14 protein-coding genes are annotated in these 12931 nt (G+C 55.1%); 5 read left to right on the top strand and 9 right to left on the bottom strand.

The features are described from left to right. Positions 1 to 28: 28 nt before the first annotated feature. Positions 29 to 949 carry a Kdo(2)-lipid IV(A) acyltransferase gene (locus ABLV17_RS07910; protein ID WP_348854209.1) on the bottom strand — a complete coding sequence of 307 codons (921 nt, stop codon included), beginning with the start codon at positions 947 to 949 and terminating at the stop codon, positions 29 to 31. 207 nt (positions 950 to 1156) lie between these two features. Here ABLV17_RS07910 and ABLV17_RS07915 point away from each other — a divergent pair, with 207 nt between their 5' ends. Continuing rightward, a complete protein-coding gene (locus ABLV17_RS07915; RefSeq protein WP_087858015.1) occupies positions 1157 to 2221 on the top strand; it encodes a rhodanese-related sulfurtransferase in 1065 nt (354 codons plus the stop codon). Here ABLV17_RS07915 and ABLV17_RS07920 read toward each other — a convergent pair. From ABLV17_RS07920 to mdtH, 7 genes are all read right to left on the bottom strand, one after another. Continuing rightward, positions 2207 to 2320 carry a YceO family protein gene (locus tag ABLV17_RS07920; protein WP_015367210.1) on the bottom strand — a complete coding sequence of 38 codons (114 nt, stop codon included), beginning with the start codon at positions 2318 to 2320 and terminating at the stop codon, positions 2207 to 2209. The two genes, ABLV17_RS07915 and ABLV17_RS07920, sit on opposite strands and share 15 nt — an antisense overlap. A gap of 58 nt (positions 2321 to 2378) precedes the next feature. Continuing rightward, entirely contained in the window at positions 2379 to 3497 is a 1119-nt protein-coding gene (solA, locus tag ABLV17_RS07925; RefSeq protein WP_308959001.1) for an N-methyl-L-tryptophan oxidase, read from the bottom strand. 124 nt (positions 3498 to 3621) lie between these two features. Further along, the gene (gene bssS / locus ABLV17_RS07930; RefSeq protein ID WP_015367208.1) at positions 3622 to 3876 is read right to left on the bottom strand and encodes a biofilm formation regulator BssS; all 255 of its coding nucleotides are present in this window, start codon (positions 3874 to 3876) and stop codon (positions 3622 to 3624) included. A gap of 305 nt (positions 3877 to 4181) precedes the next feature. Continuing rightward, positions 4182 to 4427 (bottom strand): DNA damage-inducible protein I, encoded by a 246-nt coding sequence (gene dinI / locus ABLV17_RS07935; RefSeq protein ID WP_087858013.1) that lies wholly within the window; start codon positions 4425 to 4427, stop codon positions 4182 to 4184. A gap of 73 nt (positions 4428 to 4500) precedes the next feature. Then, a complete protein-coding gene (gene pyrC, locus ABLV17_RS07940) occupies positions 4501 to 5547 on the bottom strand; it encodes a dihydroorotase (RefSeq protein WP_308959000.1) in 1047 nt (348 codons plus the stop codon). Positions 5548 to 5677: 130 nt separating this feature from the next. Further along, positions 5678 to 6238, bottom strand: a complete 561-nt coding sequence (locus tag ABLV17_RS07945; protein WP_348854210.1) for a lipoprotein — start codon at positions 6236 to 6238, stop codon at positions 5678 to 5680. Positions 6239 to 6352: 114 nt separating this feature from the next. After that, entirely contained in the window at positions 6353 to 7561 is a 1209-nt protein-coding gene (gene mdtH / locus ABLV17_RS07950) for a multidrug efflux MFS transporter MdtH (RefSeq protein WP_015367204.1), read from the bottom strand. A 227-nt stretch (positions 7562 to 7788) separates the two neighbouring features. On the opposite strand from mdtH, the gene rimJ reads away from it, so the two are divergent. From rimJ to murJ, 4 genes are all read left to right on the top strand, one after another. After that, positions 7789 to 8373: a ribosomal protein S5-alanine N-acetyltransferase gene (gene rimJ, locus ABLV17_RS07955; RefSeq protein ID WP_087858010.1), complete on the top strand. Its 585-nt coding sequence runs from the start codon at positions 7789 to 7791 to the stop codon at positions 8371 to 8373. Positions 8374 to 8382: 9 nt separating this feature from the next. Then, the gene (locus tag ABLV17_RS07960) at positions 8383 to 9030 is read left to right on the top strand and encodes a YceH family protein (protein WP_042892208.1); all 648 of its coding nucleotides are present in this window, start codon (positions 8383 to 8385) and stop codon (positions 9028 to 9030) included. 2 nt (positions 9031 to 9032) lie between these two features. After that, complete coding sequence (locus ABLV17_RS07965; protein WP_087858009.1) at positions 9033 to 9956, top strand: Gfo/Idh/MocA family oxidoreductase; 924 nt, start codon at positions 9033 to 9035, stop codon at positions 9954 to 9956. A gap of 113 nt (positions 9957 to 10069) precedes the next feature. Continuing rightward, complete coding sequence (murJ, locus tag ABLV17_RS07970; protein ID WP_348854211.1) at positions 10070 to 11605, top strand: murein biosynthesis integral membrane protein MurJ; 1536 nt, start codon at positions 10070 to 10072, stop codon at positions 11603 to 11605. Positions 11606 to 11660: 55 nt separating this feature from the next. On the opposite strand, the gene ABLV17_RS07975 is transcribed toward murJ, so the two are convergent. Further along, positions 11661 to 12875: an MFS transporter gene (locus ABLV17_RS07975; RefSeq protein WP_087858008.1), complete on the bottom strand. Its 1215-nt coding sequence runs from the start codon at positions 12873 to 12875 to the stop codon at positions 11661 to 11663. Positions 12876 to 12931 lie beyond the last annotated feature (56 nt).

Raw genomic sequence — 12931 nt, forward strand, 5'->3', positions numbered from 1 at the left:
GCAGGGGACCACCCGGATAATGAGTCAATCAGTAGCGCGAAGGCACGCCTTCCGGACGCGTCTTAAAGCGACGATGCAGCCACATATATTGCTCTGGCGCCATCAAGATGCATTGTTCGACGATTTTGTTCATCCATGCGGCGGTGGTCTCCGCGTTATCCAACGGCGGATCGCACTCCGGCGGCAGCATGATGAGCTCATAGCCTTTGCCGTTTGGTTTGCGGCGCGGAACAAATGGCACAATGCAGGCTTTGGACATTTTCGCCAGCATCCAGGTACCCGAAGTGGTGGCGGCCTGGTCGACGGCGAACAGCGGCGCGAAGACGCTGGCGGTCGGGCCGTAGTCGTGATCCGGGGCGTACCAGACCACTTCGCCTTTTTTCAGCGCGCGGATCATGCCTTTGAGATCTTTACGGTCAATCATATCTTTGTTGGAACGCAGGCGGCCCCAGGTCTGCAGCCAGTCGATTACCGGATTGTCATTCGGGCGATAGACGCCGATACCGGGCTCGTTCATGCCGAACATGCGCGCGCCCATTTCCAGCGTCAGGAAATGAATACCAATCAACAGAATGCCGCGCTGTTGTGCCTGCACGTCGCGGACATATTGGAAGCCGATGGTGTCTGTCCAGCGCGCAATGCGTCGGGTTGGCCAGAACCATGCCATCCCGGTTTCCATCAGGCCCATGCCGACGGACTCAAAGTTTTGTACTACCAGCTGATGACGCTCTTGCTCGCTCTTCTCAGGAAAGCAGAGTTCAAGATTGCGATAAGCGATTTTTGCGCGGCGTTTCATAAAACGCATTGCCAGGCGACCAATGGCATTACCGAGACGGTAGATAACCGGATAAGGGAGTTGGACAACTAACCACAACAGGCCTATGCCCAGCCAAAGCAGCCAGTAGCGCGGATGGAGCAGCGCGGCGGAAAATTTCGGTAAATGGGTCATTTCATACCTGTCTGATTTAACAACGCGTTCTATTATCGCATTTTTTTGCGCTGCCGCCAAAAGCAGTCTCCTGCTGAAGCAGATTGTTAACGGCTGAAAATTGCGTGGCTGAAATGTAGCGTAAAATGTAGGGATGTAAATTAACGGTGTTTGCTATATGATGCCCGCCGTTTATTTTACTCATTTCCTATGTCGAGCAGGTACACCATGCCAGTGTTACACAACCGCATTTCAAATGAGACGTTAAAGGCGCAGATGCTGGCTGAAACCGAGCCGCGCACGACGATCTCGTTCTATAAATATTTCACTATCGTTGACCCGAAAGCGACCCGCGACGCCCTGTGGCTGGCGCTGACTAAGCTGAATGTCTTTGGCCGCATCTATCTGGCCCATGAAGGTATCAATGCGCAGATCAGCGTGCCGGAAAGCAAGGTCGCGGCGTTACGTGAGTTTCTCGATGGTTTTGACCCGGCGCTGAAAGGGTTACGTCTGAATATCGCGCTGGATGATGACGGTAAATCCTTCTGGGTCCTGCGCCTCAAGGTTCGCGACCGTATTGTGGCCGACGGTATTGATGACCCGACTTTTGATCCCTCTGACGTGGGCGAGTACCTGAAAGCGGCGGAAGTGAACGCGATGCTGGACGATCCGGACGCGGTATTCATCGATATGCGCAACCATTATGAATACGAAGTCGGTCACTTCGAGAACGCGATGGAAATTCCGGCGGATACCTTCCGCGATCAATTGCCGAAAGCGGTTGAGATGATGCAGGAGTACAAAGACAAGAAGATTGTCATGTACTGTACCGGCGGCATTCGCTGTGAGAAAGCCAGCGCCTGGATGAAACATAGCGGTTTCAATAAGGTGTGGCACATTGAAGGCGGGATTATCGAGTACGCACGCCGCGCCCGTGAACAGGGCTTGCCGGTACGCTTTATCGGTAAGAACTTTGTCTTTGACGAGAGAATGGGCGAGCGTATTTCTGATGATGTGATTGCCCACTGCCATCAATGCGGCGCACCGTGCGACAGCCACACCAATTGCCTCAACGACGGCTGCCATTTGCTGTTTATTCAGTGCCCGGCTTGTGCCGAGAAATTTGCCGGTTGCTGCAGCGAAGCCTGTATGGAAGAGCATAAACTGCCGGAAGAGGAGCAGCGCAAATTGCGGGCGGGGCGAGAAAATGGCAATAAGATTTTTAATAAATCCCGCGGCCGTCTTAATACCAAACTAGGTATCCCGGATCCCGACCCGTCAGTAAAACCATAACCAGATGAGGTCGATTACTGCTAGCAGCAGCCACAGCGCGAGATAAATCATAAAGTGCTCGCGTACGTTGTTGACTAACCAGTGGTACAGGCGACGCATACACGCTCTCTGAGATGAAACGGCCTCAATCGAGGCCGTTTTGTTTTATAGCTGGCTATTATTGTGAAAATCGCGCCAGCGAGAAGGGAGTCAGATCAAACTCCGTCGTTTCACCTTGCGCAAATTGCGTCGCAATTTCGCCAAGTACCGGCGCAAACTTGAAACCGTGACCGCTTAAACCGGTAATGAGTAATGTATTGTCGTGACCGGGAAGGGTATCAATGATGAAATCTTCATCTGCCGTATTATCGTAAGTACAGGAGGCGCCGTGCAGGCAGCCGCCGATTCCGGGTAGCACGTTGCGCAGGAAGTTGAACGACTCAGAGCCATCGCTGGCGACAGCGCCAAACGGTTTCCGCTCGCCCGGCTCGGAAATCAGCTGGCCGCCATTATGCTTGCCGATCTTCAATTCGTTGTCTTCCGCCGGGAAGCCATAATACTGATCGCCATTAGGCAGCTCGCCGGTGAAAGCCGGGAAGTTATTTTTCGCGCTATAGCGACCATCGGCCTGGAACCAGGCGAAGACTTTACGTACCGGTTGAATGGGCAGTTCCGGCAATAATTTTGTTACCCAGGTCCCGGCGCAGATCAGCAGTTTTTTGCCGCTGTAGCTACCATCGGCGGTATCAATGGTCACGCCGTCGGTGTGATGGTGAATTGCGGTAACCGGGCAGTTGAACAGTTGGGCGCAGCCCGCTTCGCGCGCCAGGCGAATCCAGGTTTCTACCGCCAGCTCGCTGCGTAACACGCCGGAAGCCGGTTCAAAAATAGCCCGGTAATCTTGCGGGATACGAATCTCCGGCCAACGTTTCATAACCGCCTCAGCATCCAGCTCTTCCACGTTAAGCTCAAACTGACGCGCGCTGTGGGCTACGTTATTGAGAAAATCGGAGCCGGCGGGGCCAAGGTTAATAACCCCGGTTTTTTCGAATACGGCCTCGCCGCTACTTTGCGCAAATTCGTCCCATAGCTGCTGGGCGCGTAGCACCAATGGCACGTATCTTTCGCCCTCGCCATAGGCGTGACGAATCAGCCGCGTACTGCCATGGTGGCTGCCTTCCAGGTGCGGCGGTTTGTGGGCATCGGTCATCAGGACATTCAGACCGGCGCGGCGGGCGTAATAGCCGGCGGCAGCGCCAACGGAGCCGCTACCGATAATGATGAGGTCGTATTGCATGGTGAGTTCCGGGTTATTGTTTTATTAGCAGGGTAATTAACATCAGCCGGATGTACAAGCGCGAAAAATAATTCAGGCACCCGCAGGTGCCTGTTCAGTGAATATTTAGACATCATCGGTGATGCTAATGTCTGCGATACTCATTTGCCTGGTAATCGCCAGATTCTATCTTTGCTATTCCTGCTTCCAGAATAGAAATAAACTGACGTGCGACATCCGTCGTTAGCCATAGCGTCTGGCCAATTTCTGCTTCTTTATCGCTTTCTTGGGTGGGGTTTTGGTAGTGCAGGCGCAACATCAGCGCATCGTAGCTATCAACGGTGCTGATGTCCCATCCGACGAGGGGATGGGTCTGGATGACTTCATTATTCTTTTCCATCATAACCCCTTATTCATATGTTAAAAGACAACAATTCTCGAGGTTTAATGCTTGTTTTCTGAAGCAGGTTAATTATATCAGCAGTTAAGTGCAAACTCGAGAAAATAAATAATTAGAGACAAATTTTACGCTGATCGGTGGTTTTTTGCGCGGATTTCATCCTGGGGCTCATTATTTTTTAAGGAATTTATCAGGATATTAAGGAAAGTCTTAGTTATAAGCGGAGATAAAAAAGCCGGGGCGACCCGGCAAAAAAAAAGCACAATGAGGGAGCAAATTGATTTTGCGTAAGCAAACCCGGAGGCTTAGTCGTGGATAAACCAGTCGTCGGCGCTTTCCCAGGTTTCCTGCAGGATTTCGCTAATCCGGTCTTTGTCTTCTTTCAAACCACCGATGACGGACAAATTATTGCCGGCGGCGTAACGTACCGTGACCTGGTTTTCTCGTTCCGGATAATGTTGAGCGATACGCTTAGCGAGTTCGTTATTCAGCGCTTCCAGCGCGCCGCTGGGTAAGGCTGTGGTTTTGGCAATTGACACTTCGATGCGCATAATGGCCCCCTGGGTAATATACTGTTTATTTATACAGTAACGCTTGCGCATTTACAACAGGGGGCAAAAAACTTTATTTTTTCATCGTCCAACGCACGGTTTCACCGGCCAGGAACGGCACCAACGTATCGCCTGGAAGAGCGATACTTTCGGCAACGGTGCTCTCTTCACGTACCAGTTCAACGTAGCTTTCATTCACCGGCAGGCCGTAGAAACGCGGGCCATTCAGCGAGCTGAAAGCCTCAAAATGCTCCAGCGCATTCATCTCTTCAAAGACGGTGGCGTAGCTGCCGAGCGCGGTGGGGGCATTGAAACAGCCCGCACAGCCGCAGCTGGCCTCTTTACGGTGGCGCGCGTGCGGGGCTGAGTCTGTGCCGAGGAAAACGCGGTTGAACCCGCTGGCGACCAGTTCACGCAGCGCCTGCTGGTGGACGTTTCGCTTGAGGATTGGCAGGCAGTATAGATGCGGACGAATACCGCCAACGAGCATATGATTGCGGTTAAACATCAGATGCTGCGGCGTGATGGTGGCGGCCAGCAGTTCGTTGCCGTCGCGCACGTATTCAGCAGCATCTTTGGTGGTGATATGTTCGAAGACCACTTTTAACCCCGGCAGCCGTTTGCGCAGCGGTTCCATCACCGTCTCGATAAAGCGCGCTTCGCGATCGAAGATATCGATATCAGCATGGGTAACTTCGCCGTGCACCAGTAGCGGCATGCCCAGTTTTTCCATCCGTTCCAGTACCGGCATGATGGCGTCGGTGCTGGTTACGCCGTGACTGGAATTGGTAGTGGCGTTTGCCGGGTAGAGCTTGGCTGCGGTGAACACGCCTTCATGGAAACCGCGCTCCAGTTCGTCCGGGTCGAGCGTGTCGGTCAGGTAGCAGGTCATCAGCGGCGTGAAATCATGCCCGGCGGGAATTGCATCGATGATGCGCTGGCGGTAAGCAATGGCAGCAGCGACGGTCGTTACCGGCGGTACCAGATTCGGCATCACGATCGCCCGGCCATAAAACTCACTGGTGTAAGGCACGACGGTTTTCAACATATCATCATCGCGTAAATGAATATGCCAGTCGTCAGGGCGGCGGATTTTCAATACCTGGGGTTGTGCTGTCATGGAAGGCTCCGGCTAATTGGTTCAGTCATCAGGGCTGTTTTTTGCCGGGCACTAAGGATAAGCGTAAACGTTTTCCTTTGCACTCATTTCCGTAAAAAATTAAGGGCGCCATATTCAGCGCCCTTATCGTTTAGTCAGTGAAGGGGATGATTATCTCGCCCGGTTTCACTTCGATGCCTTTAGCGTATTTCTTCGCTAAGGCTTCGCCGGTGCTGGCATCTTCACGCAGAACGTAGGCCGGTTGCTGGTTGAAATAGCTGCGCAGCGACTGATTCAGATAAGGGATCAGCGTCTGTACCACGGAGGTGAGCTTTTCCGGCTTAACTTTCGCATCGACGACTTCCATTTCACGCAGATAAATCGCGCCTTGCTCTTTATTGAACACCGGCAGCGCTTTGAGCTTCAGGTCGATGGTCGCTTTCTGATTGCCAAACAGCGAATTCAGATCCAGATTAGCGGTTCCGCTCAGCGCCACTTTATTCGGCTCTTCACGACCGATGGCGCTGGTCAGGTTTTGCAGTTCAATATGCGCATCCGCTACGCCAGGCAGGCCGATATCTTTGGCGAAGTGATTACGTTTCTGCAGCGCCTGGTTAATCTCCTGCTCGCTAACGGAGTATTGCGTAAGCTGGTTACATCCGCTCAGAAGGCCGCCGACAATCAGCGCGGCCGCGATCAACATCTTTCTCATTGGGTTCCTTAACGTCATGCCATAGCTAATCCTGACACAAAGCAGCATGGTCTGCTAGCCCCGCTTGTACTAGCGGAAAATGCTGAAAAAAAGGATTACCACTTTGGCCGAGCGTCAGGTGCGCGGTTCCAGCATGCCGGAAGCCGATCGTTTTTGGCTGAACTGCCACCACAGCGCAATGAATGTCGCAAAGCCGATAATGCCCAGCATCAGCCACGGCAGCTCGGGCTGATTGAGCACTTTACCGGCGTCAAACAGCCAGCCGCCGCCGGCGTACCCCAGCGCGCCGCCGAAAGCCAGTCCAAGGCGGCTGAAACCCATATAGCTGCCGCGAGCGCGGGCATCGGCCAGTGACGCGCCCAGCGTTTCGCGCGCGGGTTCGGCAATGATTGAGCCGATATAAAAGATACAGATTAGGGTAAACAACTGCTGCAGTGTGCTGGTTAAGCCAATCGGCAGCATCGCCGCCGTCATCACCAGCAAACCCGCCATCAGACGATGCTCGAGGCGAAAACGTTTCTCGCTCCAGCGGGCGATGGGGTACAGCAGCGTCAAGGAAATTGTCGCTTCAATGGCATACATCCATTTCACCGCCGCCGGAGAGCCTGCAATATCGTTAACCATAATCGGCAGCATGAGCATCACCTGCACGGCCAGCATGTAGTAACCGGTCAGGGTCAGCACGTAAGTGACAAAGCGCTTATCGCGTAACACCAGCCCCAGTCCTTCGCGGATTGGCGTTTTGACCGTCGAGAGTTTCCATGCCGGCAGATACCAGGCGTTAAACGCGGCACAGGCAATAAAGAGCGCTGCCCCTGCGCTGCACACCAGACGGAAATCGTACTGTAAGAGCCAACTGCCCAGCAGAGCGCCGATGACCGCGCCGGCGCTATCCTGCATCATCAGGATAGAGAAGAAGCGACCACGTTGATGCGGGCGCACCAGTTTGACCACCAGCGCCGCTCGCGGCGGGTCGAACAGGGTGCCGCCGAGACCGGACAAAATGCATGAAAGCCAGAGCACCCAGGGCTCATGGGCGACGGCCATCGCCGCGAAACCGCCGGCGCGCATCAGCATCCCGGTGACAATCATCGGTTTGGCGCCGAAACGGTCGGCAATCGCGCCGCCGAAGATGCCTAAACCTTGTTGCACCAGTTGACGTAGACCGAGGGCAATACCGACCATCAGCGCCGCCCAGCCCATTTGGTCGACAAAACGGATCGATATCAGGGGGAATACGACAAAAAAGCCGAGCACAACCAGCATGTTATCGACCAACAGGAAATATTTACCCAGGCTCCTTGCCTGCGATACGCGGGACATTTCCCCTCCAGGGAAAAAGAAAGATAAGCTTAGATATTCTGCGGTGGCGGCGGTTATTTTCCCAGCATACTGGCGACAATATTTTTTTATCAAAAAGCAAGATCGATTGAGGCTATTCATCGAAAAACGGAGGTGGTGCAGAAAATGGTATGTTGCTGTTTTCCCACCTTCACTCAGGGAAGGTATAGTGAAAGATATCAGTTTGGGGCAGGGAACAGGAGTGAGGAATGTTTGGCTATCGCAGTAACGTACCCAAGGTGCGTTTGACGACGGACCGGCTGGTGGTGCGGCTGGTTCACGATCGTGACGCCTGGCGTCTGGCCGATTACTACGCGGAAAATAAAGGGTTCCTGAAACCCTGGGAGCCGGTGCGCGATGAAAGCCACTGTTATCCCTCCGGCTGGCAGGCGCGGTTATCGATGATTACGGAGTTTCACAAACAGGGTTCGGCATTTTATTTCGCGCTACTCGATCCTGATGAGAAAGAGATTATTGGCGTAGCGAATTTCTCAAACGTGGTGCGTGGTTCATTTCATGCCTGCTATCTCGGCTATTCCATTGGTGAAAAGTGGCAAGGGCAGGGGCTGATGTTTGAAGCGCTGACCGCGGCGATTCGCTATATGCAACGTACGCAGCATGTCCACCGCATCATGGCCAACTATATGCCGCATAACAAACGCAGCGGCGATCTGCTCGCCCGGCTCGGATTCGAAAAAGAGGGTTACGCAAAGGACTACCTCCTCATTGATGGACAATGGCGAGATCACGTATTGACGGCGTTAACGGCCACTGACTGGACCCCAGGGCGCTAAGGAGACAACATGAAATATCAGCTAACCGCGCATGAAGCGCGCATCATTGGTTGTCTGCTGGAGAAGCAGGTAACCACGCCGGAACAGTATCCGCTATCAGTGAATGCGGTGGTTACCGCCTGTAACCAGAAAACCAACCGCGAGCCGGTGATGTCGCTGGCGGAAAGCGATGTCCAGGATTTGCTGGATGAGCTGGTTAAACGCCACTACCTGCGTACGGTAAGCGGTTTTGGCAACCGGGTAACCAAATATGAACAGCGCTTCTGCAATTCCGAATTTGGCGACCTCAAATTAACGGCGGCGGAAGTCGCCATCGTCACGACGCTGCTGCTGCGCGGCGCGCAAACGCCAGGCGAGCTGCGTAGCCGCGCGCAGAGGATGTATGAATTCCGCGATATGGCCGAGGTGGAAAGCACGCTCGACAATTTGGCCAGTCGTGAAGACGGTCCTTACGTCGCGCGCCTTCCGCGCGAGCCGGGTAAACGCGAAAGCCGCTATATGCACCTGTTTTGTGATGACATGGATTCGCTCATTACCGTCGTGGAAGCCGTGTCCCCGCCGAATGACGATTTGCAGGCGCGCGTTGAGGCGCTGGAAAGTGAAGTCGCTGAGCTCAAAATACGTCTTGATTCCCTGCTGGCTCATTTAGGAGAGTAACCGTGACGGCGAAATTACGTGTTGGCGTGGTGGGGCTTGGCGGCATTGCACAAAAGGCATGGCTGCCGGTGCTTGGCGCCGCTGATGGCTGGACGCTGCAGGCCGCCTGGTCGCCGGGGAAAGAGAAAGCGTTACGCATCTGCGAAACCTGGCGTCTGCCTTATGCCGAGTCTCTGGATGCGCTGGCGGCGCAATGTGATGCGGTATTTGTTCATACATCAACCGCTTCACATTATGAAGTGGTTCATCATCTGCTGAATGCAGGCGTTCATGTTTGTGTGGACAAGCCGCTGGCGGACAAGCTCAGCGAAGCCGAATCACTGGTTGAACTGGCAGCGCGTCGGCGTTTAACGTTAATGGTGGGATTCAATCGCCGCTTTGCGCCGCTGTATCGTGAATTGAAAGCGCATCTCAATGATGCGGCGTCATTGCGCATGGATAAGCACCGTAGCGATAGCGTCGGCAAAGAACTGCGTTTTACCCTGCTGGATGATTATCTGCATGTTGTTGATACCGCACTGTGGCTGGCAGGAGATAAGGCGCGGGTGAATGGCGGGATCCTGCAAACCACTTCTCAAGGGGAAATGCTCTACGCCGAGCATCACTTCAGCGCGGGGCAACTGCAGATAACGACTAGCATGCATCGTCGTGCCGGAAGCCAGCGTGAGTGGGTGCAGGCGGTAACCGATGGCGGGCTGTATGAGGTGAGCGATATGCGCGAGTGGCGTGAAGAGCGGGGCAGCGGAATCTTGCAGCGCCCGGCACCCGGCTGGCAGACAACGCTTGAGCAGCGCGGATTCGACGGCTGCGCACGGCACTTCATTGAATGCGTGCAAAATCAGACGGTTCCGGAAACCGCCGGCGAGCAGGCGCTTTTAGCCCAGCGGATCGTGGAAAAGCTCTGGCGTGAAGCGATGAGCGAATAACTGGTTGTAACAACTGACAGTAGTAATTCATTGCGAACCCGGTAGACTATCGCCACTTTCCAGCGCCCGCTTTTGCGGGCGTTTTACTCCATGGGTTGTGGAATAAGACAGTAATGAATCTATTAAAATCATTAGCGGCAGTCAGCTCGATGACCATGTTCTCGCGCGTGCTGGGGTTCGCCCGCGATGCTATCGTCGCGCGTATTTTTGGCGCCGGGATGGCGACCGACGCCTTTTTCGTGGCCTTCAAACTGCCAAACCTTTTGCGGCGTATTTTTGCCGAAGGCGCCTTTTCTCAGGCCTTTGTGCCGATCCTCGCTGAATATAAAAGCAAGCAGGGCGAAGACGCGACGCGGGTGTTCGTCTCCTATGTTTCCGGGCTGTTGACGCTGGTTCTGGCGCTGGTCACCGTGGCGGGGATGCTGGCTGCGCCATGGGTGATTACCGTAACCGCTCCGGGCTTTGCCGATACGCCGGATAAATTTGCCTTAACCACCCAACTGCTGCGTATCACCTTCCCCTATATTTTATTGATTTCGCTGGCGTCGCTGGTGGGGGCTATCCTTAACACCTGGAACCGCTTCTCGGTTCCCGCCTTCGCGCCGACCTTCCTTAACGTCAGCATGATTGGTTTTGCCCTGTTTGCCGCGCCTTATTTTCATCCGCCAATGTTGGCGATGGCCTGGGCGGTCACGGTTGGCGGTATCCTGCAACTGGCGTACCAACTGCCGCATCTGAAAAAAATCGGTATGCTGGTGCTGCCGCGGGTTAATCTGAAAGATGCCGGGGCGATTCGCGTGGTCAAGCAGATGGGGCCGGCGATCCTCGGCGTCTCCGTCAGCCAGATTTCGCTGATTATCAACACCATTTTCGCCTCCTTCCTGGTCTCAGGTTCGGTCTCCTGGATGTATTATGCCGACCGTCTGATGGAGTTCCCCTCCGGTGTGTTGGGCGTGGCGCTGGGGACCATTCTGTTGCCATCGCTATCAAAAAGTTTCGCCAGCGGCAATCACGATGAGTACTGCCGACTGATGGATTGGGGGCTGCGCCTGTGCTTCCTGTTGGCCTTGCCAAGCGCGGTTGCCTTAGGCATTCTCGCCAAACCGCTGACGGTATCGCTATTCCAGTACGGTAAGTTTAACGCTTTTGATGCGGCGATGACCCAGCGCGCGCTGGTGGCTTATTCGGTTGGTCTGATGGGGCTTATCGTCGTGAAGGTGCTGGCGCCGGGCTTCTACTCGCGCCAGGATATCAAGACGCCGGTTAAAATCGCCATTGTTACCCTGATTATGACCCAGGTAATGAACCTGGCGTTTATTGGTCCGTTGAAGCATGCTGGTTTGTCGCTGTCTATTGGTCTGGCCGCGTGTCTGAACGCCGCGCTGCTTTACTGGCAACTGCGTAAGCAGAAAATCTTCACCCCGCAGCCGGGCTGGTTCGTCTTCCTGCTGCGTCTGGTCATCGCGGTGCTGGTCATGGCGGCAGCGCTCGTCGGCGTGATGTATCTGATGCCGGAATGGTCGCAGGGGACGATGCCGTTCCGCCTGATGCGTCTGATGGTAGTGGTAGTCGCCGGCTTTGTCGCCTATTTCTCGACCTTGCTGCTGCTCGGCTTCCGCCTGAAAGAGTTTGCCCGCCGCACGATTTAAATTCATCGTTACGTCGGGCCTGATTAACCCGTTCCGCTATGCGGAGCGGGTTTTTTTATCTCACGGCGCGTTCAGCGGCCTGTAGACGGGCATTTTCCAGCAGGCGGATAATCAGAGCAATCGCGCCGCTGCTCACCGCCAGAATCACCACGCCATTCCAGCCAGCCAGCACGTACAGTTTACTTCCCAGCACCGATCCCAGAGCCATACCGATGAAGACCACGGTAAACAGCAAGGCGTTAAGCCTGCCGCGGGCCTGGGGCTCCAGGCTGTAAACCAGATTTTGATGCGCTACCAGGCTTGATTGCAGACCAAGGTCAAAACCGATAGCCGATAACGCAATCAGCGCCAGTTGGCCGTGTACCGGCAGGGCGGGCAGCAGCAACATCAGGGCAAAGGAGACGGTGACGAATGCCGCGCCGAGCTGGGTGACTCTCCCCGCGCCAACTTTATCCGCCAGACCGCCTGCCAGCGGTGCCGCCAGGGCGCCTGCCGCGCCCGCGATACCGAAGCCGCCGGCGACCGCGCTACCCATCTGATAACGTTCGGCGAGCATGACCGCCAGCGTCGACCAAAACGCGCTAAAGGCGATAGATAAAAAGCCCTGGGCGAATGCCGCGCGGCGCAGCGCGGGGTAGCGCTGCCACAAATGGGCCATTGACTTCATCAACTGCGGATAACTGAGGGTAGAGTGGATCTCAAAACGCGGCAGAACACGCCACATTAACAGGCCGATGAAAGCGATACTGACTGCCGCAGCCTGGTACATGACCCGCCAGCCAAATAGCGCGCCGACCAGCCCGCTGACGGTACGCGAAAGCAGGATCCCGAGCAGCAGGCCGGTCATCACCGTACCGACCATTTTCCCCTGTTTGCCCGCCGGCGCCAGAATCGCCGCCGCCGGGACAATATCCTGCGCCATGGTCGCCGCCATGCCGATCAGCAGGCTGACGACCAGCAGCGAGGTAAGCTGACCGGTCACGCTGCAGAGTAGCAACAGCGCCGCCAGCACGGCGCTTTTCAGCAGGATAAGCGTTCTGCGATCGTGGCGGTCGCCGAGCGGCAGCAGAAATAATATTCCCAATGCATAGCCTGCCTGAGTCAACGTGGGCACCAGCCCCATTCCCTCTACGCTGAGATGCAGGTTGGCGCCGATTAACGGCAGCAGCGGTTGGGCGTAGTAGATGGATGCGACGCTAAAGCCTGCGCCGAGCGCGAGAATAAAAATAACCCATCCGGCCTGGCGGGTGGATAAAGGAAGCGGTGTCATGGTAATGCCCTCGTAAATGCGTTGGCGCTATTGTTCCCCGAAGCGGACTGGCGCGG

This window comes from Klebsiella sp. CN_Kp091, assembly GCF_040065095.1.
Lineage (GTDB): Bacteria > Pseudomonadota > Gammaproteobacteria > Enterobacterales > Enterobacteriaceae > Klebsiella > Klebsiella aerogenes.